This window comes from Streptomyces sp. HP-A2021 (assembly GCF_022807935.1).
Classification (GTDB): domain Bacteria; phylum Actinomycetota; class Actinomycetes; order Streptomycetales; family Streptomycetaceae; genus Streptomyces; species Streptomyces afghaniensis.
This window is the reverse complement of record NZ_CP094344.1, coordinates 7,660,732-7,684,381: the sequence shown is the minus strand read 5'-3', so window position 1 is coordinate 7,684,381 and position 23,650 is coordinate 7,660,732. Positions and strand designations below refer to the sequence as shown.

Annotated in this window: 22 protein-coding genes; 6 read left to right on the top strand and 16 right to left on the bottom strand. The window is 73.1% G+C overall.

What is annotated here, in order from left to right:
* Together MQE23_RS34725 and MQE23_RS34720 are read right to left on the bottom strand one after the other, a co-directional pair.
* Nucleotides 1-1,287, bottom strand: a complete 1,287-nt coding sequence (locus tag MQE23_RS34725) for an ABC transporter substrate-binding protein (protein WP_243381192.1) — start codon at nucleotides 1,285-1,287, stop codon at nucleotides 1-3.
* The gene (locus MQE23_RS34720; protein WP_037671274.1) at nucleotides 1,262-1,825 is read right to left on the bottom strand and encodes a hypothetical protein; all 564 of its coding nucleotides are present in this window, start codon (nucleotides 1,823-1,825) and stop codon (nucleotides 1,262-1,264) included. Before MQE23_RS34720 ends, MQE23_RS34725 begins: the two co-directional genes overlap by 26 nt.
* 143 nt (nucleotides 1,826-1,968) lie before the next feature.
* On the opposite strand from MQE23_RS34720, the gene MQE23_RS34715 reads away from it, so the two are divergent.
* The 3 genes from MQE23_RS34715 to MQE23_RS34705 are packed head-to-tail and all read left to right on the top strand — an operon-like array spanning nucleotide 1,969 to nucleotide 6,101.
* A complete protein-coding gene (locus MQE23_RS34715) occupies nucleotides 1,969-2,445 on the top strand; it encodes a hypothetical protein (RefSeq protein WP_020274867.1) in 477 nt (158 codons plus the stop codon).
* Nucleotides 2,446-2,454: 9 nt separating this feature from the next.
* Complete coding sequence (locus MQE23_RS34710; protein WP_243381190.1) at nucleotides 2,455-5,460, top strand: ATP-binding cassette domain-containing protein; 3,006 nt, start codon at nucleotides 2,455-2,457, stop codon at nucleotides 5,458-5,460.
* Nucleotides 5,457-6,101 carry an ATP-binding cassette domain-containing protein gene (locus MQE23_RS34705; protein WP_020269692.1) on the top strand — a complete coding sequence of 215 codons (645 nt, stop codon included), beginning with the start codon at nucleotides 5,457-5,459 and terminating at the stop codon, nucleotides 6,099-6,101. Before MQE23_RS34710 ends, MQE23_RS34705 begins: the two co-directional genes overlap by 4 nt.
* 69 nt (nucleotides 6,102-6,170) lie before the next feature.
* Here MQE23_RS34705 and MQE23_RS34700 read toward each other — a convergent pair whose 3' ends face one another.
* Complete coding sequence (locus tag MQE23_RS34700) at nucleotides 6,171-6,818, bottom strand: transglycosylase family protein (protein WP_020269693.1); 648 nt, start codon at nucleotides 6,816-6,818, stop codon at nucleotides 6,171-6,173.
* A 547-nt stretch (nucleotides 6,819-7,365) separates the two neighbouring features.
* Between MQE23_RS34700 and MQE23_RS34695 the strand changes: the two genes are divergently transcribed.
* Nucleotides 7,366-8,151, top strand: coding sequence for a hypothetical protein (locus MQE23_RS34695; protein ID WP_037666814.1), 786 nt, complete (start codon nucleotides 7,366-7,368; stop codon nucleotides 8,149-8,151).
* An 86-nt stretch (nucleotides 8,152-8,237) separates the two neighbouring features.
* The gene (locus MQE23_RS34690) at nucleotides 8,238-8,636 is read left to right on the top strand and encodes a hypothetical protein (RefSeq protein WP_020269695.1); all 399 of its coding nucleotides are present in this window, start codon (nucleotides 8,238-8,240) and stop codon (nucleotides 8,634-8,636) included.
* A 73-nt stretch (nucleotides 8,637-8,709) separates the two neighbouring features.
* Here MQE23_RS34690 and der read toward each other — a convergent pair whose 3' ends face one another.
* From der to aroH, 5 genes are all read right to left on the bottom strand, one after another.
* Nucleotides 8,710-10,203, bottom strand: coding sequence for a ribosome biogenesis GTPase Der (gene der, locus MQE23_RS34685; protein WP_037666820.1), 1,494 nt, complete (start codon nucleotides 10,201-10,203; stop codon nucleotides 8,710-8,712).
* A gap of 79 nt (nucleotides 10,204-10,282) precedes the next feature.
* Complete coding sequence (locus MQE23_RS34680; protein WP_243381188.1) at nucleotides 10,283-10,933, bottom strand: lysophospholipid acyltransferase family protein; 651 nt, start codon at nucleotides 10,931-10,933, stop codon at nucleotides 10,283-10,285.
* Nucleotides 10,930-11,610, bottom strand: coding sequence for a (d)CMP kinase (cmk, locus tag MQE23_RS34675; protein WP_037666816.1), 681 nt, complete (start codon nucleotides 11,608-11,610; stop codon nucleotides 10,930-10,932). The genes MQE23_RS34680 and cmk overlap by 4 nt, the downstream gene beginning before the upstream one ends.
* Before the next feature lie 116 nt (nucleotides 11,611-11,726).
* Nucleotides 11,727-12,812 (bottom strand): prephenate dehydrogenase, encoded by a 1,086-nt coding sequence (locus MQE23_RS34670; protein ID WP_020269699.1) that lies wholly within the window; start codon nucleotides 12,810-12,812, stop codon nucleotides 11,727-11,729.
* Nucleotides 12,809-13,171 (bottom strand): chorismate mutase, encoded by a 363-nt coding sequence (gene aroH, locus MQE23_RS34665; RefSeq protein ID WP_020269700.1) that lies wholly within the window; start codon nucleotides 13,169-13,171, stop codon nucleotides 12,809-12,811. The genes MQE23_RS34670 and aroH overlap by 4 nt, the downstream gene beginning before the upstream one ends.
* Nucleotides 13,172-13,359: 188 nt before the next feature.
* Between aroH and MQE23_RS34660 the strand changes: the two genes are divergently transcribed.
* Nucleotides 13,360-13,818 (top strand): Rieske (2Fe-2S) protein, encoded by a 459-nt coding sequence (locus tag MQE23_RS34660; RefSeq protein WP_243381186.1) that lies wholly within the window; start codon nucleotides 13,360-13,362, stop codon nucleotides 13,816-13,818.
* Between the two features lie 66 nt (nucleotides 13,819-13,884).
* Here the strand turns inward: MQE23_RS34660 and MQE23_RS34655 are convergent, their stop codons facing one another.
* The 8 genes from MQE23_RS34655 to MQE23_RS34620 form a co-directional block, all read right to left on the bottom strand.
* Nucleotides 13,885-14,904 carry an ADP-ribosylglycohydrolase family protein gene (locus MQE23_RS34655; RefSeq protein ID WP_243381184.1) on the bottom strand — a complete coding sequence of 340 codons (1,020 nt, stop codon included), beginning with the start codon at nucleotides 14,902-14,904 and terminating at the stop codon, nucleotides 13,885-13,887.
* 73 nt (nucleotides 14,905-14,977) lie between these two features.
* Entirely contained in the window at nucleotides 14,978-16,039 is a 1,062-nt protein-coding gene (locus MQE23_RS34650; RefSeq protein ID WP_020269703.1) for a pseudouridine synthase, read from the bottom strand.
* Nucleotides 16,039-16,725: an SMC-Scp complex subunit ScpB gene (gene scpB / locus MQE23_RS34645; RefSeq protein WP_020269704.1), complete on the bottom strand. Its 687-nt coding sequence runs from the start codon at nucleotides 16,723-16,725 to the stop codon at nucleotides 16,039-16,041. Before scpB ends, MQE23_RS34650 begins: the two co-directional genes overlap by 1 nt.
* Complete coding sequence (locus MQE23_RS34640; protein ID WP_347710150.1) at nucleotides 16,722-17,960, bottom strand: segregation/condensation protein A; 1,239 nt, start codon at nucleotides 17,958-17,960, stop codon at nucleotides 16,722-16,724. Before MQE23_RS34640 ends, scpB begins: the two co-directional genes overlap by 4 nt.
* Nucleotides 17,961-18,050: 90 nt before the next feature.
* Nucleotides 18,051-18,635 (bottom strand): hypothetical protein, encoded by a 585-nt coding sequence (locus tag MQE23_RS34635; RefSeq protein WP_243381180.1) that lies wholly within the window; start codon nucleotides 18,633-18,635, stop codon nucleotides 18,051-18,053.
* On the bottom strand, nucleotides 18,620-19,747 hold the full coding sequence (locus tag MQE23_RS34630; RefSeq protein WP_082319718.1) for a ParA family protein: 1,128 nt from the start codon (nucleotides 19,745-19,747) through the stop codon (nucleotides 18,620-18,622). Before MQE23_RS34630 ends, MQE23_RS34635 begins: the two co-directional genes overlap by 16 nt.
* Before the next feature lie 412 nt (nucleotides 19,748-20,159).
* Nucleotides 20,160-21,284 (bottom strand): alanine dehydrogenase, encoded by a 1,125-nt coding sequence (gene ald / locus MQE23_RS34625; RefSeq protein WP_020269708.1) that lies wholly within the window; start codon nucleotides 21,282-21,284, stop codon nucleotides 20,160-20,162.
* A 136-nt stretch (nucleotides 21,285-21,420) separates the two neighbouring features.
* Nucleotides 21,421-23,505: a tetratricopeptide repeat protein gene (locus tag MQE23_RS34620; protein WP_243381179.1), complete on the bottom strand. Its 2,085-nt coding sequence runs from the start codon at nucleotides 23,503-23,505 to the stop codon at nucleotides 21,421-21,423.
* Nucleotides 23,506-23,650 lie beyond the last annotated feature (145 nt).

Here is a 23,650-nt window from a genome sequence, read left to right as displayed (position 1 = left end):
TCAAGGCTCGTACGCCAGCTGGGGGACGTCGAAGCAGGTGCGGTTCATGTCGCCCTGGCCGAGCCAGCCCCTGCCGTCCTGCCAGCGGGCCACCGACAGGCAGGTCCGGACGGTCCTCGGCGGCTCGGCGCGCCGCTCGAACACGACGGGCAGGAGCAGTCCGCCCGCGGTGTATCCCTCACTGCGGTTCATGGCGGCGTCGACGCACGCGCGCGTGATGCCCGTCCTCGCGCAGGACCGCGCGGCGTCCGTGAACCAGCGGGCGGCCGCCCAGCCCTCCAGTTGCCACTGCGAGTGCGTCTTCAGGTCCTTGGTCGCCTCGCGGAACTCCCGTACGGCCGGGTGGCCGGTGTCGTCGTGGTTGCGGCTGGAGCCGGTCGCCCAGAGGGCGTTGCGGCAGCGCGGGGCGTCCTGGTAGGCGTCGGCGACGGTGGACGTCCAGCTCTGCACGTTGGTCACCTTGGCGGTGACATGGGCGCCGACCTCGTCCATGGCCCGGCACAGCCGGGCGTTGCCGTGGCTGTCGATGGCGTCGAAGACGAGGTCGGCGCCCTGTTCCCGCAGGTCGGCCGCGACGGCGCGGAAGTTGGGCAGGGCGAAGTCGACCTGCTCGGTGACGACCTTGTAGCCCTCCGCGCGCAGACCCCGTTCGACGAGCCGGGCGTAGGCGGCGGACGCGGACTGGTTGTAGGAGACGACGGCGGCGGTCCGGGCGCCGTGTTCGCGCTTGAAGTAGCGGTAGACCTCGGTGCCGCCGTACAGCTTGCCGCCCCAGCCGGGGGTGCCGTTGCGCGGCGCGCGGCTGCCGTAGATGCCGTAGAGGTGCGGGTAGGTGTCGTAGGCGCTGCCGATGGGCTGGCCGCCGATGTCGGGCACGCGCGCGCGGGAGACGCGGGAGGCGCCCGCGTAGTCCAGGGCGGTGGTGGCGACCAGGGCGACCACCTTGTCCTCCTCGACCAGCCGGTGCACGCACTCGTTGTTGCCGACGCCGCTGCCGCCGTCGTCGCACAGGAGTACCTCCACGCGGCGGCCGTCGATGCCGCCGCGCGCGTTGAGCCGGTCGAACCACGCCTTGGCGCCGTCGCGCGGGCCGGTGAAGGCGCTGCCGCCGACCGGGCTGGTGGCGCTGGTGATGATGCCGACCCGCAGGGGCGCAGAGCCGCGGGGCGCGGAGCTGCGGTCGTGGTGCTCGAAGTCGCTCTCCGGGAGCCGGCTGCCGCAGGCCGCGCTCAGGGCGAGCAGCAGCACCGCGGCGAGGGCGTCAACAGCCCGGGACCGGCGACGCATTGCCGCTCAGTTGCACCAGCGCGCACAGCGTCTTGGCGGACACCTTCCAGGTGCCGTTCTGCTCGACGGCGCTTCCGGAGGCGTCGGGCAGGGCGGTGGCGCCCTTCAGGGTGAGTGTGTACGTCACGTCCGCCTCGGTCGCCGAGGTGAACTCGATCTTGGTGACCTTCGCCTGGACCTGTCCGCCGCGCTCGTCACCGCTGAAGGCCTGCAGGACGGGGCCCAACCGGTCGCCGTTCTCCAGGAGGGCCTGCTTGTCCTCGGTCGAGGTCTTCGGGTCGAAGAACTTCTGCCAGTTCTGCCTGATCTCCGTCTCGGCCGCGGCCCGGTCCGCCGGCGCGCTGGCCGGTGCGCTCGTGGTCCGCTCCGCGGTCGGTGTGGGCGGCGTGGTCTCGCTGCCGCCGCCGTTGTCGTCGCTGCATGCCGCGAGGGCCGGGGCGAGGGCCAGGATCAGGGCGGCGGCGATCGCCGTACCCCGTCCCGCGGCTCGTGGGCCCCGTGTCGCGTTCCCTCGCCTGAGGTCGCTGCCGAGAACCATCTGGCTCACCACCGGGTGTCGGTCCGGGCCATGTGCGCCCGGTGCTTTCAGGGTCAGCTTCCAAGGGGCATAGTGCAAGCGATCGGCGGACTTGAACAGGCGGCCAGGCGCGTGCCCGGACAACCGACGTGTGGGAGCCAGCGATGCGGACAAGCCGACTGCGGACCGTGCATCCCGTCCTCTGGGCCGGCTGGGCGGCGCTGGCCGCCGGCGCGGTGCTGTGCGTCGTCGGCTGGTACGGCGTCTCCGGCGAGCGCTTCGCCGAACGGCAGCTGCCCTACCTCGCCTCCTGCACGGTCCCCGGCGCGGCGCTGATCGTCTCCGGGGCGGTGCTGCTGGCCCACGGCCGGGGCTCGATCGCCGCCGCGCGCGTGGAGGAGCTGTACGGCCTGCTGGTGGCGGCCGAGCCGGCCGACGAGGACGAGACCGGGCAGGCCGCGCTCGCTCCCCTCGCGGTCAGCGGCGAGCTGCTGATGGTGCCGGGCGGCACGCTGTGGCACCGCGCGGACTGCCCGCTGGTCGCGGGGAAGGCGGAAGCGGTTCCGGTGGACTCCGAGCTGGTGGCGAGCGGCGAGCTGGGCCCGTGCCCGATCTGCGAGCCCGCCGAAGAGACCGACTGAGCCCGGCCGATGTCCTCGCTGACGTACGACCTCACCCTGGCCGGCCTGTCGGTGGGCAGCGCGGCGGCGCTGACCGGGATCGGCCTGATCGTGACGTACCGCGCGACCGGCGTGCTGAACTTCGCGCACGGCGCGATCGCGATGGTGTGCGCCTACGTGCTGCGGCAGTGCGTGGTCGAGTGGGGCTGGCCGCTGTGGCTCGGGGCCGCGGTGACGCTGCTGGTGCTGGCGCCGGGGCTGGGCGTCGTACTGGAACGGTTCGTCTTCCGGCCCCTGGCCGTTCTCGGGGGTGACCCCGCGCAGACGCTGGTGGCGTCCATCGGGGTGTTCGTGCTGCTGGTGGGCGGAGCGGCGCTGCTGTGGGGACAGGGGGCCCGGGACGACGCGCCGGAGCTGGTGCCGGACGAGCCGTGGGGGCAGCTGGCGGTGGTGCTGGTGCTGGCCGCGGGGGTCGCGGTGGTCGTCCGCCGGACGCGGTTCGGGCGGGAACTGCGGGCCGTGGTCGACGACCGGCAGCTCGCCGTGCTGGGCGGCATCGACGCGGACCGGGTCGCGGCGGCGGGCTGGGCGTTCGGCTCGTTCACGGCGGGCCTGACGGGCGTGCTGCTCGCGCCGTACGTGCGGCTCGACCCGTACGGGCTGTCGCTGCTCGTGATGGAGGTGGTGGCGGTCGCGGTCGCCGCGCGGATGCGGAGCCTGCCGGTCGCGGTGGCGGTGGCGCTGGGCGTCGGGGTGGCGCAGAGCCAGCTCACGCGGCTGCACCCGTCCGGGTGGGGCGCGCCGCTGCTCCAGACGGCCGGCACGAACCTGTTCGTCGTCGCCCTGCTGGTCGCGGCCCTGGTCCTGCCGGGCGTGGGCACGCGTGACGCGCTGCCGCGCACGGCCACCGCCCGGGTTCCGACGCCGCCCGGCGCGTGGATCGTGGCGGCCGTGCTGTTCCTGCTGCCGCTGGGCCTCGCCGGCCGGGACCTGCACACGTCGATCCAGGTGCCGGCGCTGGCCGTCGTCCTGCTGTCCCTGGTGGTGGTCACCGGACGCGGCGGCCAGATCTCGCTGGGGCAGGCGGCGTACGCGGGTCTGGGCGCGCTGTTCACCGCGCTGCTGGCCGCGGGCCGTTTCCCGGGCCTGCCGGCCGTGCCGGAGCTGGCGGCCCTCGCGGTGGCGGTCGTCCTGGTGGCACCGCTCGGCCTGCTCACGGGCTGGCCGGCGATCGGCCGCCGGGGCCTGGCGCTGGCGCTGGCGACGTTCGCCGTCGGCGTGGGCGTGAGCCGCTTCGTCTTCGCCCAGCCGTACGCCACCTCGGGCCTGTCACTGGGCCGCCCGGCGGGTTTCGAGGGAGACCGCGCGTACTACGTCCTGGAGTTGCTCCTGCTGGCGCTCGCGCTGCTGGCGGCGCACGCGCTGCGCCGGGGGCGGACGGGCCGGGCCCTGGCGGCCATGCGGGACCACGAGGCGGGGGCGCAGGCGGCGGGCGTGCGGGTGCCGTCCCTCAAGCTGCTCGCCTTCGTCGCGGGCGCCGCGCTCGCCGCGCTGGGCGGCGGCATGCTCGGCATGGGCCTGCGCGCCTTCGACCCCGCCGCCTACGACCCCGTGCGCGGTCTGCTGTGGTTCGCGGCGGTCGTGGTGCTGGGCGCCGACAGCACCCTCGGCGCCCTCGCCGCCGCGGCCCTCCTGGTCGGCCTGGACGCGGGCACGCGCGGCGGTGTGGCGGCGGCCCTGATCGGCGTCCTGGCGGTCCTCGTGGGCCGCTTCCCCGGCGGCCCGTACGAGGCCCTGCGGACAGCGGCGCAACGCCTGCGCCTGCGCCGTGCACCGGCCCTCACGCCGACGGGAACCCGGGCCCGCCGGCTGCTGCGCCCGGCGCGACCGCGGGTGGCCCGGACTTCCCCGGTGCCCACGGGGGCGACGGCGACACGCGTGGTGCGGGAGGCCGAGGTCACGGGGGCGACTGGGCGTGCCGGCCTCCCGGGGGACGCGGGCGGTACGGCACCGCGCGCCACCACCGCGGACGGACGGCGAGCGGCTCCCGGTGCCGGGCCCGCGGGCCGCGAGGCGCCTCGGCCGCCCGTCCGGGGCCCCTCGGCCCCCGCCGCCCATCGCCCACCGGCGGCTCCGGCGGACGGGACGCCGGGGTCCGCCCCGGCGGACCGCCACGGCTCGCCCGGCGAGGCGCGCCCCGGCAGTGCCCCGCCCCCTTCCACGCCGGCGCCCCCGGCAGCGGGCGAGGCGACCGCCGGGCCCTTCAGGAAGCCCCGGCCGCGCGCGGCGGCACCTCCGCAAGCGGCCGGGCCGCCCACCGTCCGGGCCACGACCGCCTCCTCCCCCCTCCTCACGGCCCGCCGCCTCCACGTCCACTACGGCGGCTTCACCGCCCTCGATGAGGTCGACGTGGACGTCACCCCCGGACGGATCACCGCGGTCGTGGGCCCCAACGGGGCCGGAAAGAGCACCCTGTTCCACTGTCTGGCCGGGACACTGCGGCCCGCGCGTGGCGAAGTACGGCTGGGCGGGCGGGACATCACCGCACTGCCCTCGCACGCCCGCACCCGGCTCGGTGTCGCGCGGACCTTCCAGCAACTGGCCGTCTTCCCCTCGCTGACCGTGACCGAGAACGTCCGGGTGGGCGCCGAACAGGGCCGGGTGACCGACCCGGGCGCCGTGGAGCGCACGCTCAGGCTGCTCGGACTCGACGGGCCGGTGCGCGCGCTGCCCGCCGCCGGTCTGCCCACGGGGACGCTGCGCCGCGTCGAACTGGCCCGGGCCCTCGCGGGCGCCCCGCGCGTCCTGCTGCTCGACGAGCCCGCCGCCGGCCTCGACACCACCGAAGTGGCCGCCCTCGCCCGGGTCCTGAAGGCCCTGGCCGCCGACGGCACGGCCCTGCTCGTCGTCGAGCACGACCTGGACCTGGTCGCCGGCCTCGCCGACGTCGTGCACGTGATGACGGCGGGCCGGATCGTCGCCTCCGGCCCGCCCGGGCAGGTCCTGGACGCCCTGGGAACGGCGGCCGGGCGATGACCACCGTCGCCCTGCGCCACGCGCGCGTGCGCTACGGCCCGCTGGAGGCCCTGCACGGCGTCACCCTCGCCGCCCCGGGCCCGGGTCTGACCGTGCTGCTGGGCCGCAACGGCTCCGGCCGCAGCACCGCCCTGCGCGCCCTGGCCGGAACGGTGCCCCTGTCGGGCGGCGCCGTGGTGTGGGACGGCGCCGACGTGACCCGCGTACCGGCCTACGAGCGGGCCCGGCGCGGGCTGTGCCTGGTCCCGGAGCGGCAGGCCGTGTTCGGCTCGCTCACGGTCCGCGAGAACCTCGGGCTCGCCGCCCCGGACCACGGCCCGGCCCTCGACGCCTATCCGCAGCTGCGGCCCCTGCTGGAGCGGCGGGCCGGCACCCTCTCCGGCGGGGAACAGCGCATGCTCGCCCTGTCCCGGGCGCTGCTGGCACGCGCGCGCGTGGTGCTCGTGGACGAGCCCGCCCAGGGCATGTCGCCCTCGGTCGCGGCCCGCACCTACGAGCTGCTGAACGCGCTCGACGCGTGCGTGGTGGTCGCCGAGCAGCGACTGCCGCCCGCCCTGCGGGGGCGGCCGCCCGCCATCGTCTACGAACTGCGGCGCGGGACGGTCGTGTTCGCCGGAGAGGCGGGCGAGCTCCCCCGCTGACCCGGCACGCGATGACCCCGTCCGGTCGGCCGACCGGACGGGGCCTGTGTCCCGACGAGGGGGAGCGGCTCAGAGTTCGAGGCGCAGGCCGGGCACGATGATGTCGGGATCACCGCCGATGGCGGCCTTGTTGGCGGCGTAGAGGTGCTGCCAGGTGGTCCCGTGCCGGGCGGCGACGCCGCTCAGGGTGTCGCCCGCGCGGACGGTGTAGTCGCCGCGGGAGGAGCCGCGGTCGGGGTGTGCCGCCGTGGAACGCTCCGGCGTCTTCGAGGGCTTCGCCGGAGCGGGCTTGACGGAGGTGACCGGGTCGGCCGCCGCGGAAGCCGCGGGTGCGCTGCCGCTCGCCCCGGCGCGTGCCGAGCAGGTCGGCCAGGCGCCCCACCCCTGGGCGCGCTGGACCTTGGTGGCGACGGCGATCTGCTGGGACTTGCTCGCCTGGTCGGCGGTGGGCGCGTAGGCCGTGCCGCCGTAGGCGCGCCAGGTGGAGGCGGCGAACTGGAGTCCGCCGTAGTAGCCGTTGCCGGTGTTGATGTGCCAGTTGCCGCCGCTCTCGCACTGGGCGATGCGGTCCCACACTCCGCTGTCAGCCGCCGCGGCGTTTCCGGTCGCGGCCAGCAGTCCGAGGGGCGCGAGCAGAGCCGCCCCGGCGAGGACCGCCGTCGTACGAACCTGGTTCTTCCGAGCGTTGTCGCGCGTGGTATCGGCACATTCGGACATGTAGTTCCCTCTCGAAGCACTCGGGGTCCCCCAAGGCGGAACGCCACTCCCCGCGCCATGGGGCGCGTGGGTCGCGCTCGCCCCGTCCGCCGGTGTGGTGCTGCGCGTGGTTCCGGAGAATCACGCGGCCGGCGGACGTACCCGAGCGGTGCTCGCTGCACACGGCCGAGGAATCTAAGGAGGTTGACGGGTCGTCATCAACCGGTTGCCCGTCATGCCAGGCCAGTTCCCCGATACCTCAGGTAACGGCTATTTCCGGACACCCACTTCATTCCCGGATTTCCTGATATGTCGACCAACGCACCCGACGTCCTGTGACCCACTTCACCCCCTCAACGCCCTTTACAAACCGGTGACTTGACGGTGAGTACGCGATTCCGCGCCGAGCGTGACCCTGTGCGCTGGATGGTTCGATTCCGTTCGCCCTGGGGCGTGACTCCCGCCACAGATCGCCCGTTGTCTTCTTCATGAGCCGGGACCCACCCGGACCACGGGCCGGGAGCCACCCCCGGCCCTGCCACGCACCGCATCCCCGAGGGAGCCACCCGTGCCGCGCATGCTCGACGTCAGCGACGAGGTACGCGCCGAGATCGGCGACGAAGAAGCCGACCGCCTGCTCGCCGGAGAGACCGCCCCGGGCAGTTACGACTGCACGTCCTGCCGCACTCCGGGCGACTCCGAACAGGAGCGCACCAGCACCGTGCTGTTCATCGGGGACGAGACCGCCGTCCTCGCCTTCGCCCACGCCGGCTGCCTGCCCTCGCAGGTCGTCCAGGTCACCGAGGAACAGCTCCGGGGCGCCGTGAAGTCCATCACCGGCGACACCGTCGACCTGGAGCCCGACAAGGTGGTGCCCGAGCAGGCGGTGCTCGGTGTGACCAGCGGACTCGTGCTGATCGCCGGGGAGCTGCACCCGGCCCTGGTGGTGGAGCCGACCGCGCCCATCGCCCGGCCGGGCAACACCACGGGCACCGGGGACGACTTCCTGCCGCTGCTTGTCGAGCAGGGCTTCCTGCCTCTGACCGAGCTGTCCGCCGTACCACCCGTGCTGCACGGCTGGTCCGTGCTGCTCGCCGTGGGCCGGCTGCACGCGGTGCTCCAGCCCGGCAGCAACGGCGGCCAGCCGGTGGCCTGGTGGCAGGCGCACCAGCCGCTCCAGGTCACCGAGGGCTGGCGCGCGGCCGCCAACAAGCACCAGCAGGTGCTGATGTTCGCCGCGCCGGTCGGCTCGATCGGCCGCCAGCCGCGCGAGGACCTGCTGCGGGACGCGCTGGACAAGGCGGCGGCGAACGGACAGCTCGTCGCCGCGGCGCTGCCGCTGGCCGGCACCTGAGCGGCGCGTCACCCGGGCAGACCGCACCCCCGCGAAAGCCGCATCGGGGGCCGCATCCCCTGACCCGCGGGGTCGTTTGCACATACGTGCACGCATATGACGTTCCCCGCCGCCAGTCCTACTCGCCGATCCCCTCCGCACGGTCGGCTCAGGACTCCCAGGGCGGCCCATCGGCCACGCCGATCTACGACGCGCTCTACGCCGAGTACGTCAAGTCCTTCCGCGCACTTCCCGGCGACCGCAGCGGCGAGGAGAAACTCGACTTCACCGCCTTCGGGAACATCCAGCACAACACGAGCACGTACGGCTCGTACGGCAGTTCGTACAGCAGCTCGTACAGTGCCTACAGCGCGGGTGCCCAGAGCGCCCGCCATGCCGCCGGACAGCAGCCGCAGTGGCAGCGCGTCGGGACCATCGGCTCGCACGGCACGGGGATGCACCACGTGCCGGCCGCACTGCCGCCGGGTCGGCGCAGCGGCGGCTGAAGCGAGCACACCACACAGCGGAAGGGCGGCCCCGGCTGGGGCCGCCCTTCCGCTGTGTCGTCCTGGCTTCGTCCTACTTCTTCCTGCCGCGCTTCTCGCGCACCCGCACCGAGATGTGGATCGGCGTCCCCTCGAAGCCGAACTCCTCGCGCAGGCGGCGCTCGATGAAGCGCCGGTAGCCCGCCTCGATGAAACCGGAGGCGAAGAGCACGAACCGCGGCGGCTTGGTGCCCGCCTGCGTGCCGAACAGGATCCGCGGCTGCTTGCCGCCCCGGATCGGGTGGGGGTGAGCGGCGACCAGCTCGCCGAGGAACGCGTTCAGCCTGCCGGTGGGGACCCGGGTCTCCCAGCCCGCCAGGGCCGTCTCGATCGCCGGGACCAGCTTCTCCATGTGACGGCCGGTGCGCGCCGATACGTTGACGCGCGGGGCCCACGCCACCTGGCCCAGCTCGGTCTCGATCTCCCGCTCCAGGTAGTAGCGGCGCTCCTCGTCGAGGGTGTCCCACTTGTTGAAGGCGAGGACGACCGCGCGGCCCGCCTCGACGGCCATCGTGACGATCCGCTGGTCCTGCACCGAGATGGACTCGGAGGCGTCGATGAGGATGACCGCGACCTCCGCCTTCTCGACGGCGGCGGCGGTGCGCAGCGAGGCGTAGTAGTCGGCGCCCTGCTGGAGGTGGACGCGCTTGCGGATGCCCGCCGTGTCGACGAACTTCCAGGTGACGCCGCCGAGTTCGATCAGCTCGTCGACCGGGTCACGGGTGGTGCCCGCCAGCTCGTTGACGACGACGCGCTCCTCGCCCGCCACCTTGTTCAGCAGCGAGGACTTGCCCACGTTCGGGCGGCCGATGAGGGCGATGCGGCGCGGCCCGCCGATGCCGCCCCCGCCGAACGTCTCGCGCGGCGCCTCCGGCAGCACCTCCAGGACCTGGTCGAGCATGTCGCCGGTGCCCCGGCCGTGCAGCGCCGAGACCGGGTACGGCTCCCCCAGGCCCAGCGACCACAGGTAGGCCGCGTCGGCCTCGCCGCTCGGGCCGTCCACCTTGTTGGCGCACAGCACGACCGGCTTGCCGGCCTTGCGCAGCAGCCGTACGACGGCCTCGTCGGTGTCGGTGGCGCCGACCTTGGCGTCGACGACGAAGACGACGGCGTCGGCCGCGTCGATGGCGTACTCGGCCTGGGCGGCGACGGAGGCGTCGATGCCGAGGACGTCCTGCTCCCAGCCGCCGGTGTCGACGACCTTGAAGCGGCGGCCCGCCCACTCGGCCTCGTAGGTCACACGGTCGCGGGTGACACCGGGCTTGTCCTCGACGACGGCCTCGCGGCGGCCGATGATGCGGTTCACCAGGGTCGATTTGCCGACATTGGGGCGGCCGACCACGGCGAGGACGGGCAGCGGGCCGTGCCCGGCCGCCTCGATCGCGCCCTCGACGTCCTCGAGGTCGAATCCCTCCTCCGCGGCGAGCTCCATGAACTCCGCGAACTCGGCGTCGCCGAGCGCCCCGTGGTCGTGCTCGGGCGCGCCTTCGTAGGCGTCCGAGCCGTCGGGCTGGGTGTGGTCGTTCATGAAGTCCGTACCTCGTCGTTCATCGTGGTGGTCGGTGGAGTACCCGCTGTCCTGCGGCTGATCCACTACTCAGTGTCGCCTAGCGCCCGGTGAGGCGCCTGGCGTTTTCCAGGTGGGCGGCGAGCTGCTTCTGGATGCGCCCGGTCGCCTCGTCCAGCGCCGTGCGCGTACGGCGCCCGCTGCCGTCGCCCGCCTCGAAGGGTTCCCCGAAGACGACGTCGACGCGGGACCGCAGCGGAGGCAGCCCCTTTATCAACCGTCCCCGCCGGTCGGAACTTCCCAGCACGGCGACCGGCACGATCGGGGCACCGCTGCGCACCGCGAAGTACGCGAGCCCGGCGCGCAGGGAGGCGAAGTCGCCCTCGCCCCGGGTGCCCTCCGGGAAGATGCCGAGCACGCCGCCGCTCTCCAGCACGCCCAGCGCCCGGGTGATCGCCGTGCGGTCGGTGGTGTCGCGGTCCACCTTCAGCTGGCCGATGCCGGTCAGGAAGGGGTCGAGCGGACCGATGAACGCTTCCTTCTTGATCAGGAAGTGCGTCGGCCGGGGCGCCACGCCCATGACCATCGGACCGTCGATGACGTGGGAGTGGTTGACGGCGAGGATCACCGGGCCCGTCGTGGGCACCCGCCAGGCGCCGAGCACGCGCGGCTTCCACAGCCCGTACATCAGGCCGACGCCGATGCGCCGCCCGACGTCGGCGCCCCGCGGGGAAGGCAGCTGGTCGGTCACTTCCCGGCCCGCTTCTCCTCGACGAGGGTGACGACGCACTCGATGACCTGGGCCAGCGTGAGCTCGGTGGTGTCCACCTCGACCGCGTCGTCCGCCTTGGCGAGCGGCGAGGTCTTGCGGCTGGAGTCGGCCGCGTCCCGCTTGATCAGGGCCTCGCGGGTGGAGTGCACGTCGGCGCCCTTCAGCTCACCGCTGCGGCGGGCGGCACGCGCCTCCGGGGAGGCGGTGAGGAAGATCTTCAGGTCGGCGTCCGGCAGCACGGTCGTGCCGATGTCGCGGCCCTCGACCACGACGCCGTTCGCCGCGGAGGCCGCGATCGAGCGCTGGAGCTCGGTGATCCGGGCGCGCACCTCGGGCACCGCGCTGACCGCGCTGACCTTGGCGGAGACCTCCTGGGTGCGGATCGGGCCGGCCACGTCGACACCGTCGACGCTGATGGTCGGGGCCTGCGGGTCGGTGCCGGAGACGATCTCCGGCTTGCCGGCCGCGGCGGCGATGGCGGCGGGGTCGTCGATGTCGATGCCGTTGTTCACCATCCACCAGGTGATCGCCCGGTACTGGGCGCCGGTGTCCAGGTAGCTCAGCCCGAGCTGTGCCGCCACGGCCTTCGAGGTGCTCGACTTGCCCGTGCCGGCGGGGCCGTCGATGGCGACAATCACTGGCGTGGCGCTTTCCACTGTGGGGACCTTCCTGAACCGGGCTGGCGGGGGTGAGGGCGCGACGGCCCCGCACAAGGTTACTGGGTGCGGGTCACTCGTCCGGCCGCGCGTCGCTCAGCCACATCCAGCATGCACTACTGCCGGATCGCCCAGCCACGGTCCCGCAGCGCGGCGCTCAGTACGGGTGCCGCCTTCGGCTCCACCATCAGCTGCACCAGACCGGCCTGCTGCCCGGTCGCGTGCTCGATGCGCACGTCCTCGATGTTGACGCCGGCCCTGCCCGCGTCCGCGAAGATCCGGGCCAGCTGCCCCGGCTGGTCGTCGATGAGCACGGCCACGGTCTCGTAGACCCGCGGAGCGGACCCGTGCTTGCCGGGGACGCGGATCTGCCCGGCGTTGCCGCGCCGCAGGACGTCCTCGATGCCGGTGGTGCCGTCACGGCGCTTGTCGTCGTCGGAGGACTGGAGGGCGCGCAGGGCCCGCACGGTCTCCTCCAGGTCGGCGGCGACGTCCGTGAGCAGGTCGGCGACCGGCCCGGGGTTCGCGGAGAGGATGTCGATCCACATGCCGGGATCGGAGGCGGCGATCCGGGTCACGTCCCGGATGCCCTGCCCGCACAGCCGTACGGCGGCCTCCTCGGCGTGCTCCAGGCGCGCGGCGACCAGGCTGGAGACCAGGTGGGGCATGTGGGAGACGAGGGCGACGGCGCGGTCGTGGGCGTCGGCGTCCATCACGACCGGCACGGCACGGCAGTGCGAGACCAGCTCCAGGGCGAGGTTCAGCACCTCGGTGTCGGTGTCCCGGGTCGGGGTGAGCACCCAGGGGCGGCCCTCGAAGAGGTCGCCCGTGGCCGCGAGCGGGCCGGACTTCTCCCGGCCGGACATGGGGTGCGTGCCGAGGTACGCCGTGAGGTCGAGCCCGCGTGCCTCCAGCTCCCGGCGCGGCCCGCCCTTGACGCTGGCCACGTCGAGGTAGCCGCGCGCCGCACCGCGGCGCATGGCGTCGGCGAGCACGTCGGCCACGTGCGCGGGCGGGGCGGCGACGATCGCGAGGTCGACGGGCCCGTCCGGCGCCTCGTCCGTGCCGGCGCCGAGCGCGGCCGCCGTACGGGCCTGCTCCGCGTCGTGGTCGGCGAGGTGCACGGTGACGCCCCGCTGGGACAGGGCCAGGGCGGCGGACGTGCCGATCAGCCCGGTGCCGATGACGAGTGCGGTCCTCACTGGGCGATGTCCTTGCGCAGGGCGCCCGCGGCGCCGAGGTAGACGTGCGCGATGCCGGCACGGGGCTTGTCGGACTCGATGTGCGCGAGGACGCGGACGACACGCGGCATGGCGCCCTCGATGTCCAGTTCCTGGGCGCAGATCAGCGGGACGTCGACGATGCCGAGCTTGCGGGCCGCGGCCGCCGGGAAGTCGCTGTGCAGGTCGGGCGTGGCCGTGAACCAGATGCTGATCAAGTCGTCGGCGGTGAGGCCGTTGCGCTCCAGGATGGCCGTGAGCAGGGCTCCGACCTGCTCGTCCATGTGCCCGGCCTCGTCCCGTTCGAGTTGGACGGCGCCCCGGACCGCTCGTACCGCCACGGCGATGCTCCTTGCTGACGTGCGTGTCACTGCGTGTCGCTCTGTGTGTCAAGCCTAGTCAGCCCGCACGGCCGGGGTGCGCGGCGCCCATCCGGTGAGACACCGGGCTTGCCGCTCCTTGGGTATTTTCGATGCAAAGATGCAGAGAATTCCGATTTACTCCTCTTTAGTACCTTCGGAGTGACGACATGACCTACGAGACCACACGCCGCACGGTCCTCCTCGCGACGGGCGCGACCGGCGCCGTGGCGCTCGTCGCCGCCTGCGGCGGGGGCGGCGACGACAACGGCTCCGCGTCGACGAGCTCACCCACCGGCCAGGAGACGGCCGGACGGGAGACGGCCGGACAGGAGACGGCCGGACGGGATCTGGCCTCCACGGACGAGATCCCCGTCGGGGGCGGAAAGATCTTCAAGGAAGAAGAAGTCGTGGTGACCCAGCCCGAGCAGGGCCGCTTCAAGGCCTTCTCGGCGATCTGCACCCACCAGCGCTGCACGGTGGCGTCCGTCTCCGACGGCACCATCAACTGCGTCTGTCACGGCAGCAAGTTCCGCATCGCCGACGGCTCGGTGGCCCACGGCCCGGCGACGCGGCCGCTGCCGGCCGAGCAGATCACAGTGGAGGGAAACTCGGTCCGGCTGGCGTGAGGGCTCCGGGTACGCCGCACACGGCCACCGCGGGCGTCAGGGGGCGTCCAGGACGTCGGACATCCGTCACGCGTCCCAGAGCGCGCCGAGGGTCAGCAGGTCGCTCCGGTACTCGATGCGGTCGGCCCACTCGTCCGGCCAGGCCTCCGCGCCCAGGTGCGCGCCGGCGAATGCTCCGGCCAGGCAGGCGATGGAGTCCGAGTCGCCGGCGGTGCAGGCGCCGCGGCGCAGGGCCGTGAGCGGCTCGTCGGGGAAGAGCAGGAAGCACAGCAGCCCGGTCGCCAGGGCCTCCTCGGCGATCCAGCCCTCGCCGGTGGCCAGGCACGGGTCGTCCTCCGGCGAGACGGCGCCCACGGCGTGCCGGAGCCGGTCGAGGATCGCCAGGCACTCGTCCCAGCCGCGCGCGATGAACTGCTCGGGGTTCGGGTCCTGGGCCCGGCGCCACAGGTCGCCGAGCCAGCGCTCGTGGTAGTGGCTGCGGTTGTCGAGGGCGTACGTACGGAGCAGACCGATCAGCCCGGCCGGTTCGGCGCCCTGCGCGAGCAGCCGTACGGCGTGCGCGGTGAGGTCGGACGCGGCGAGCGCGGTGGGGTGCCCGTGGGTGAGGGCGGACTGCAACTGGGCGGCGCCCGCGCGCTGTTCGTCGCTCAGGCCGGGGACCAGCCCCAGGGGCGCGACCCGCATGTTGGCGCCGCAGCCCTTGGAGTGGATCTGACTGGCGTCCTGCCAGGGGCGGTCCGCCTGCTCCAGCAGGTCACAGGCCCGCAGACACGTGTTGCCGGGAGCGCGGTTGTTCTCCGGAGAGCGGTTCCAGGCGATGAACTCCCGCCGTACGGCGTCGGCCATCCCCTCGGGCTCCAGCACGCCCCGGTCCATCGCCGTCCGGATGCCCCGCCCGAGCGCCAGCGTCATCTGCGTGTCGTCGGTGACGAGCGCCGGCTCCGGCAGGGCCAGCCGCCGCCACGGACCGAACCTGGCGACGATCCGCGGTACGTCGCTGAACTCCGTCGGATACCCCAGCGCGTCCCCCAGGGCGAGGCCGGTCAGCGCTCCGGTGGCGGCTTGCTTGTAGACGAGCGTGGTCATGTCAGAAGTCCTTCCGTCCCCGCGCCCTGACGGGCACGGGGAACTCGCGGCGCCCAGGGGTGTCTGCGTCAGCCTAGAGATCGACTTCCTGCATCAGCATGCCGACCTCCGTGTTGGACAGCCGCCGCAGCCAGCCGGACTTCTGGTCGCCCAGGGTGATCGGGCCGAAGGCGGTGCGCACCAGCTTGTCGACCGGGAAACCGGCCTCCGCGAGCATCCGGCGCACGATGTGCTTGCGGCCCTCGTGGAGGGTGACCTCGACGAGGTAGTTCTTGCCGGTCTGCTGGACGACCCGGAAGTGGTCCGCACGCGCGTAACCGTCCTCCAGCTGGATGCCGTCCTTGAGCTGCTTGCCCAGGTCGCGCGGGATCGGGCCCACGATGTGCGCGAGGTAGGTCTTCTTCACGCCGTACTTGGGGTGGGTCAGCCGGTGCGCCAGCTCGCCGTGGTTGGTGAGCAGGATGACACCCTCGGTCTCGGTGTCGAGCCGGCCGACGTGGAAGAGCCGGGTCTCGCGGTTGGTGACGTAGTCACCGAGGCACTGCCGGCCCTCCGGGTCCTCCATGGTGGAGACGACCCCGGCGGGCTTGTTCAGCGCGAAGAACTGGTAGGCCTGCGTGGCGACGGTCAGCCCGTCGACCTTGATCTCGTCCTTCTCCGGGTCGACCCGCCGCCCCTGCTCCAGCACGATCTCGCCGTTGACCTCGACCCGGGCCTGTTCGATCAGCTCCTCGCAGGCGCGCCGGGAACCGAAGCCCGCGCGGGCGAGGACCTTCTGGATCCGCTCGCCCTCCTGCTCCGCGCCCGGGAAGGTCTTGGGCAGCTTGACGTCCTTCTTCCCGGCGTACCGGTCGCGGTTGCGCTCCTCGACCTGCGCCTCGTACTCGCGGGGACGTGCCGGGGCCGTACGCCCGCGCTGCTGGGGCTGCTTGGGCCCGCCCTTGGCGCCGCCGCGCGCGGCACCGCCGCGCCCGGACTTGGGTCCCTCCTTCGTCGCTCCGGGGCCCACGTCGTAGCGGCGCTCCTCGGGGCGGGGCTTGCGGGGGCGGCCCTGCCCCTGCTTCTGGTCCCTGTTGTTACCGGCGCCGCGGTGGTTACCGCGTCCGCCGCTCTTGCCGCTGCCGCTGCTTCGCATCAAAGTTCCGTCTGGTCGTCTTCGTCGTCGGTACCCGGGGTGACCGGGCGGCCCGGCACGTCGTCATCAGGCGCGTCCGGGTCGAACGACGGTACGCCTTCCTGGGTCTCGGCCTCGATCGCCTCCGCCTCCGGGAGGAAGGGCGCGAGTTCCGGGAGCTCGTCCAGACCGCGCAGGCCCATCCGCTCCAGAAAGTAGTTCGTCGTCGTGTACAGGATCGCACCTGTTTCGGGTTCCGTGCCCGCCTCCTCGATCAGACCGCGCTGGAGGAGGGTGCGCATGACGCCGTCGCAGTTGACTCCGCGTACGGCGGAGACCCGGCTGCGGCTGACCGGCTGCCGGTAGGCGACGACGGCCAGGGTCTCCAGGGCGGCCTGGGTGAGGCGGGCCTGCTGGCCGTCCAGCACGAAACGCTCGACGGCCGGGGCGTACTCGGCGCGGGTGTAGAACCGCCAGCCGCCCGCCACGAACCGCAGTTCGAAGCCGCGGCCCTGGACGGTGTACTCGTCGGCCAGCTCGCGCAGGGCGTCCGCGATCTGGCGCCTGGGCCGCTCCAGTATCTTCGCGAGGTGCTCCTCGGTCGCGGGCTCGTCCACGACCATGAGGACGGCCTCCAGAGCGGGCTTGAGATCGAGGCCGGCGACGGCACGCAGCCCGGCCGGGACCTCGGTGGCTTCCTGGCTCATGCCTTCTTCTCCTCCTTCGGCGGCTCGGGCGGCCGGTCGAACTCGTCGGTGACGGTCGGTGTCTCGTCCCCGTCCCCGCCGGTCCACCGCACGAGCAGCTCACCGAGCGCGGTCTCCTGCTCCAGTTCGACGGCCTTCTCGCGGTACAGCTCCAGCAGCGCCAGGAACCGGGCCACGACGGTCAGTGTGTCGTCGGTGTCCGCCACGAGCTCCCGGAAGCGGGCCTCGCCGAGCTCCTTGAGCCGGGCGACGACGATCCCCGCCTGCTCCTGCACGCTGACCAGCGGGGCGTGGATGTGGTCGACGTACACCTGCGGCTTGGGCTTGGGCTGCATCGCCTTCACAGCGAGCTTGGCGAACCCTTCCGCGCCGATGCTGATGACCACCTCGGGCAGCAGCTCGGCATGGTGGGGTTCGAGCCCGACGGTGCGCGGATAGCGCCGGGCCTCGTCGTCGAGCCGCCCGCTGAAGATGTCGGCGATCTGCTTGTACGCGCGGTACTGCAGCAGCCGGGCGAACAGCAGGTCCCGGGCTTCGAGCAGCGCGAGGTCGGCCTCGTCCTCCACCTCGGCGGCGGGCAGCAGCCGTGCCGCCTTCAGATCGAGCAGTGTGGCCGCGACGACGAGGAACTCGGTCGTCTCGTCCAGATCCCAGTCCGGCCCCATCGCCCGGATGTACGCCATGAACTCGTCGGTCACCCTCGACAGCGCGACCTCGGTGACGTCCAGCTTGTGCCGGGAGATCAGTTGGAGCAGCAGATCGAAGGGACCTTCGAAGTTCGCGAGCCGGACCTTGAAGACCCCGTCGTCGCCACCGGGAACGCCCTCGGTTTCGGAAGCCGGGGCAGCGGTCTCAGCCACCGGCCCGGGGGCGGGAAGCTCACTGCCCGCCACCGGGTGACGGGCCTCGGGGCCGAGCTCCGACGAAACGCCCTCATGGCCCGCTTCAGGGCCGGCAGGCCCGGCCGCACGCTCCCCGGGAGGCCTTCCGGCCGTCGTCCCGGGCTCGGCAGGGGCCTGCCGCTCCACGACGACGGGCGGTTCCTCGGCAACCAACGCCTGCGCGCCGGCCGCTGCCTCCACGGCCCGGAAACCCGACTCGGCGGCCTCCATCTCCTCGGAAGTCACACCCGACTCGGCGGCCTCCGTCTCCTCGGACGTCACGCCCGACTCGGCGGTGCCGCCGGCCAACTCACCGGGCTCGACCGGGTTCACCGGCTCAGCCGGCGGAGCCATCGGCCCACGCCCCAGCGCACGCCGGCGCCCGGACGGGCCGCCGGGGGGTGGTGGGGAGGCGTTCGAGGTCATGGCCCCCGCAGGCTACCGCTAGCGCCCGCGCAGCCGTCGTACGAGGATGCTGGCGTCCCCGCGGGTCTCCAGGTCGGCGAGGACCACGGCGACCGCCTCGCGGACGATACGGCCGCGGTCGACGGCGAGGCCGTGCTCGCCGCGGAGCACAAGACGGGCGTGCTCCAGGTCCATGAGCTCCTCGGCCGACACGTACACCGTGATCTTCTCGTCGTGCCGCTCACGGCCGCTGGGACGGCGTGCGGCGGCCCGCCCGCGCTTGCGTGGTGCCGCCGGGGCGGCACCGGCCGCACCCGCGGCAGAACCTTCCTGCGCCGCCTGCCTGCGGGCGGAGCCGGAGCGGCTGCGGGACTCCCCGGCCTCGGCCGACTCCGCGTCCGACGCGACATGCTCCGCGCCCTCGCCGTCACCGCCCTGCGCGGGCACCGACTGCGGCACGTCCTCCGCGGCCGTGGCCGCCGCCACCGCGTCGCCCTCCCCCGCCGGAGCGGGCACCCGGGCGTCGCCGTTGGCCTGGCGCCTGGGCTGGGACGACTGAAGCGCCATCCCCCCTGTCGTACGGAAGAGTTCGTCGGCCCCCGGCAGACTCACTCGGCGTGACACCGGGCGAGCACCTCCCTGGCGAGCTGGCGGTAGGCGGCGGCACCGACGGAGTTGGAGGCGTACGTGGTGATCGGCTCACCGGCGACCGTGGTCTCCGGGAAGCGGACCGTGCGCCCGATGACCGTGTGGTAGACGTGATCGTCGAAGGCCTCGACGACACGCGCGAGCACCTCACGGCTGTGCACCGTACGCGAGTCGTACATCGTGGCGAGGATCCCGTCGAGCTCCAGGTCGGGGTTGAGCCGCTCCTGGACCTTCTCGATGGTCTCCGTCAGCAGGGCCACACCACGGAGGGCGAAGAACTCGCACTCCAGCGGCACGATCACCTTGTGCGCGGCCGTCAGGGCGTTCACCGTGAGCAGGCCGAGCGAGGGCTGGCAGTCGATGACGATGAAGTCGTAGTCGTCCAGCAGCGGCTTCAGGGCGCGCTGCAGGGTCGACTCGCGGGCGACCTCGGAGACCAGCTGGACCTCGGCCGCCGACAGGTCGATGTTGCTGGGCAGCAGGTCCATGTTGGGGACCGCCGTCTTCAGCAGCACCTCGTCGGCCGCCATCCCCCGCTCCATGAGCAGGTTGTAGACGGTGAGGTCGAGTTCCATCGGGTTGACGCCGAGTCCGACCGACAGCGCGCCCTGTGGGTCGAAGTCCACGAGCAGGACCCGGCGTCCGTACTCCGCGAGCGCGGCACCCAGGTTGATGGTCGACGTCGTCTTGCCGACGCCGCCCTTCTGGTTGCACATCGCGATGATCTTCGCGGGTCCGTGGTCGGTCAGCGGGCCCGGGATCGGGAAGTACGGCAGCGGGCGCCCGGTCGGGCCGATGCGCTCCCGGCGCTGTCTGGCCGCGTCGGGCGCGAGAGTGGCCGCGTACTCGGGATCGGGCTCGTACTCCGCGTCGGGGTCGTAGAAGTGCCCCTCGGGCAGTTCGTCGTAGTCGGCGAAGTGGTTGTGGGGCGCGCCACTTCCGTCGCCGGCCATGGCGTTCACGTGATGGCCATCCATCTTCTGGTGTGCAGTGTGAGTCGCCTGCTGACTCTGGTGGGCTGCGAAGGTGCGCACAGCGACGGAGCCGACAGCAGCGAACCCCGCGGGACCCTGGCCCCGTGCAGGCATTCCTGGTTGACCACCCCCGGGAGTAAATGTCGACTCATTCACAAGTCGTCTTACCTCCTTGGTGACCAGGAAACTTCTAGACAGGTCAGCGTGGCACCATGCCGACGGTTGGCGACTCTATGGCGTGTCGGGCGTCCGCAGCAACACAATCCGCCGGACCCGGCCCGATGTGTCGGCAATGAAACATCCCGCTGTCAAGGGCGTACGGCCGTCGCACGGCAGGTTTCACCGGTGTGCGAATCGGTTGAAGGGTTACGTTCGAGGCGAGTTGCCCGAGAATCGCGAAGTGACCATACACACATCCGGCCGGACCTTGTCGGGCAAGGTCCGGCCGGGTGCGCGGCGTTGACGACCTGTGTTGACGTATCGCCTTTGCCTGTTGGTGACTTAGCCGACTTACCGGCCGACGGACTCAGCCGAGCAGCGAGGACAGCTCGACGTGCTCCACGTCGTGCGCCTCGGCGACCTCCTTGTAAACGACCTTGCCGTCATGGGTGTTGAGACCCTTGGCCAGCGCCGGGTCGCGGCGCAGCGCGTCCGCCCAGCCGTGGTCGGCGAGTTCCACGATGTAGGGCAGCGTGGCGTTGGTCAGCGCGTAGGTGGAGGTGTTCGGCACCGCGCCGGGCATGTTGGCGACGCAGTAGAAGACCGAGTTGTGGACCTGGAAGGTCGGCTCGGCGTGGGTGGTGGGACGGGAGTCCTCGAAGCAGCCGCCCTGGTCGATCGCGATGTCGACAAGGACACTTCCGGGCTTCATCCGCGAGACGAGCTCGTTGGTGACCAGCTTCGGGGCCTTGGCGCCGGGGACCAGCACCGCGCCGATGACGAGGTCGGCCTCCAGGCAGGCCTTCTCCAGCTCCAGGGCGTTGGAGACGACGGTCTGGATCTTCGTGCCGAAGATCTTGTCCGCCTCGCGGAGCTTGTTGACGTCCTTGTCGAGCAGGGTCACGTGGAAGCCCAGGCCGATGGCGATCTGCGCCGCCTGCCAGCCGGAGACGCCGCCGCCGATGACGACGGCCCGGCCGGCCGGCACGCCGGGGACGCCGCCGGGCAGCACGCCGCGGCCGCCGTTGGCGCGCATCAGGTGGTAGGCGCCGACCTGCGGGGCCAGCCGGCCCGCGACCTCGGACATCGGGGCGAGCAGCGGCAGCGCGCGGCCGGGCAGCTCGACCGTCTCGTAGGCGATCGCCGTGGTGCCGGACTCCAGCAGGGCGTCCGTGCACTCCTTGGAGGCGGCCAGGTGCAGGTAGGTGAAGAGCGTCTGGTCCTTGCGGAGGCGGTGGTACTCCTCGGCGATGGGCTCCTTGACCTTCAGCAGCAGGTCGGCGGCGGCCCACACCTCGTCGGCGGTCTCCAGGATCTGCGCACCGGCGGCCACGTACTCCTCGTCCACGATCGAGGAGCCGACGCCGGCGCCGCGCTCGATGACGACCTGGTGGCCATGACGCACCAGCTCGTGCACGCCGGCGGGGGTGATGGCCACCCGGAACTCGTTGTTCTTGACCTCGCGGGGGATGCCGACCTTCACGTCGATCACGGTCCTTGGCTCAGAGGGTATGGGCGTATTACTAGGCATACCCGGGCACGCACGGGCACACCGGGAGAGACCGCAGGAGAACGTGCGGCATGGCCAGTCTAATGAAGGCGTTCCCGCTGTCTAGCCTTTCATTGCATCAATCTTCAGCGGATGCGCCACGGATTTCGCAGGTGTCAGGCTCCGGTTTCCGGTGTGAGTCGCCGTCGGAGGCCGCCACGGGCCCCTCCTGGTCCTCCTCGTACTCGCCGAGGATCCGCTCGGCGGCCCCCCGGTGCAGCTGGGCCGACGCGGGGTCGCCGAGGTGCTCGAGGGTGTCGGCGACCCGCAGATGCAGCGCGGCCTGCAACCGCGTGTCCTCGGCCCGCCGCGCCCATTCCACGGCCTCCCGGCAGGTGCGCAGCGACTCCTCGGGCCGGCCCGCGTACTCCTGGACCCGCGCCAACTCGCTCAGCGCCCGGGCCTGGGCGGCCACGTCACCGTTCTTGCGGTGCCCCGCGATCGCCGCGCGCCAGTTCCGCACGGCCTCGCCGTAGCGGCCCGCATAGGTGTGCGCGGCGGCGATCCGCCCGTACAGCCGGGCGGCCTCGGCGCGCTCGTCCCGGGCGAGCCGCTCGACGAGGGCCCGGCCGAACCAGTCGGCGGCCCGGTCGAAGTCGCCGAGCTCCAGATGCGCACCGCCTACGGATTCCATCGCGCGGCCGGTCGCATACGGATCGTTCACCTCGCGTCCGGCGTCCAGCGCGGCCCGGTACCGGGCCAGGGCGTCGGCCGTGCGGCCGGTCCGGGCGTCGAGGTCGCCGAGGTTGAGCAGGGCGGCGGCCCGCTCGCGGGGCAGGTTCCGGCGCTCGGCCACGTCGAGGACCAGGCTGTGGATGTCGTAGAGGTCGGGCGCCGCCGCCTGGGTGCCGACATGCGCCACCATGGCCCGCACCAGCTGGGACATCAGCCGCCGGGCCAGGGTGTCCAGCTGCCCGTCGGCGACCGCGAGCCGGGCCGAGGCCAGCAGGGCGGGCCGGGTCACGCGCAGCCACTCGGCGGCCGCCCGGGGCGTGGGGAAGCGCAGGGCGCGAGGCAGGTCGAGGAGCTTCTGGCGCGCCTGGGGGCTGTCGGTCTCGGTGATCGCCCGGCAGGCCTGGAGCAGTCGCACCGTCCGCTCCAGCATGCGGGCGCGGGCCAGCTGGAGCTCGGCCGGGCGCTCATGGCGCTCGGCGAGGACGCGGAGCCGGTCGTGCAGACAGCCCGGCACCTCGTACTGCGGCAGCGGCGAGTCCACCGCGTGCAGGAAGCCGAGGGCGACGAAGCCGTCGAGGGTGGTGCGGGCGCTGTCGACGGAGCAGCCGACGAGCGCGGAGGCGGTCTGCGGGTCGACCAGTCCGGCCGGAGCGAGGGCGAGCAGGCGCAGCATCCGGGCGGCGGTGGCGGGCAGGGCCGCGTAGGCGAGGCGGAAGACCCGGCTCAGCGCGGTGCCTTCGCCGTCTTCGGCACGCAGTTGTTTGGCGAGGTCGGAGACGGCCGCCTTGGGACGGGCGGCGAGCCAGCCGCCCGCCAGCATCAGCGCGGCCGGCTGCCCCTGGCACTCCTCGGCGAGGCCCTCGGCGGCCCGGGGGTCGACGGTGATGCGGACCGAGCCGGTGTGCCGGGACAGCAGCTCCACCCCGGACTTGGCGTCCAGGCCGCCGAGGGTGCACGGGCGGACGTCCGAGATGCCGGTCAGCGGCCCCTCGGAGACCGCGACGACCAGGCAGTCCGGGGTGTCGGGCAGCAGGGCGTCGACCTGCTCGGCGTCGGCCGCGTCGTCCAGCAGGAGCAGGGCCCGGCGGTCGGCCAGGGCGGTGCGCAGGGCGTCGGTGAGGTCGTCTTCGCAGGCGCCTGCCGGGGCCTGCCGGTCCAGGGCGGCGAGCAGTTCCCGGGCGGTGTGCCCGACCGGCACGGGGGTGCCGTCGGGGTCGCTCAGGCGGGCGCGCAGTACCCCGCCGGGGTAACGGTCGGCGACCTGCCGGACGAGCTCCTCGGCGAGTGCGGTGCGCCCCGAGCCGGGCCGGCCGGCGATGAGCAGCACACGCGCGCGTGGAGGCTTGCGGCCGGCGAGGGTGTCCAGGCCGGCGCGCTCGATGTCGGCGCGCAGTTCCTTCAATTCCCGTGTGCGGCCCAGGAATCGGCTCTCCCCGGAAGCGTGTCCGGTCAGCCGCACGTCGCCTGTCTCCACGACCTGATCCGTCACGGGCCACACTCCCGTCCCACCACACGCACAAGCCCGCCGGGACTCCGGTCCGGGCGTGAACAGAGCCTAGTTCACGCTCTGCAACGTCCCGGGCGGAGCACGACGGGCACGGCGGGCACATCCCCCGATCGGATCAGCCGATCTT

Bases quoted from the DNA above. Each gene is read 5' to 3' on its own strand.
- MQE23_RS34725 (WP_243381192.1), bottom strand. From the start codon at position 1,287: ATGCGTCGCCGGTCCCGGGCTGTTGACGCCCTCGCCGCGGTGCTGCTG.
- MQE23_RS34720 (WP_037671274.1), bottom strand. From the start codon at position 1,825: ATGGTTCTCGGCAGCGACCTCAGGCGAGGGAACGCGACACGGGGCCCA.
- MQE23_RS34715 (WP_020274867.1), top strand. From the start codon at position 1,969: ATGCGGACAAGCCGACTGCGGACCGTGCATCCCGTCCTCTGGGCCGGC.
- MQE23_RS34710 (WP_243381190.1), top strand. From the start codon at position 2,455: ATGTCCTCGCTGACGTACGACCTCACCCTGGCCGGCCTGTCGGTGGGC.
- MQE23_RS34705 (WP_020269692.1), top strand. From the start codon at position 5,457: ATGACCACCGTCGCCCTGCGCCACGCGCGCGTGCGCTACGGCCCGCTG.
- MQE23_RS34700 (WP_020269693.1), bottom strand. From the start codon at position 6,818: ATGTCCGAATGTGCCGATACCACGCGCGACAACGCTCGGAAGAACCAG.
- der (WP_037666820.1), bottom strand. From the start codon at position 10,203: ATGAACGACCACACCCAGCCCGACGGCTCGGACGCCTACGAAGGCGCG.
- MQE23_RS34660 (WP_243381186.1), top strand. From the start codon at position 13,360: ATGACCTACGAGACCACACGCCGCACGGTCCTCCTCGCGACGGGCGCG.
- MQE23_RS34655 (WP_243381184.1), bottom strand. From the start codon at position 14,904: ATGACCACGCTCGTCTACAAGCAAGCCGCCACCGGAGCGCTGACCGGC.
- MQE23_RS34650 (WP_020269703.1), bottom strand. From the start codon at position 16,039: ATGCGAAGCAGCGGCAGCGGCAAGAGCGGCGGACGCGGTAACCACCGC.
- scpB (WP_020269704.1), bottom strand. From the start codon at position 16,725: ATGAGCCAGGAAGCCACCGAGGTCCCGGCCGGGCTGCGTGCCGTCGCC.
- MQE23_RS34640 (WP_347710150.1), bottom strand. From the start codon at position 17,960: ATGGCTCCGCCGGCTGAGCCGGTGAACCCGGTCGAGCCCGGTGAGTTG.
- MQE23_RS34630 (WP_082319718.1), bottom strand. From the start codon at position 19,747: ATGCCTGCACGGGGCCAGGGTCCCGCGGGGTTCGCTGCTGTCGGCTCC.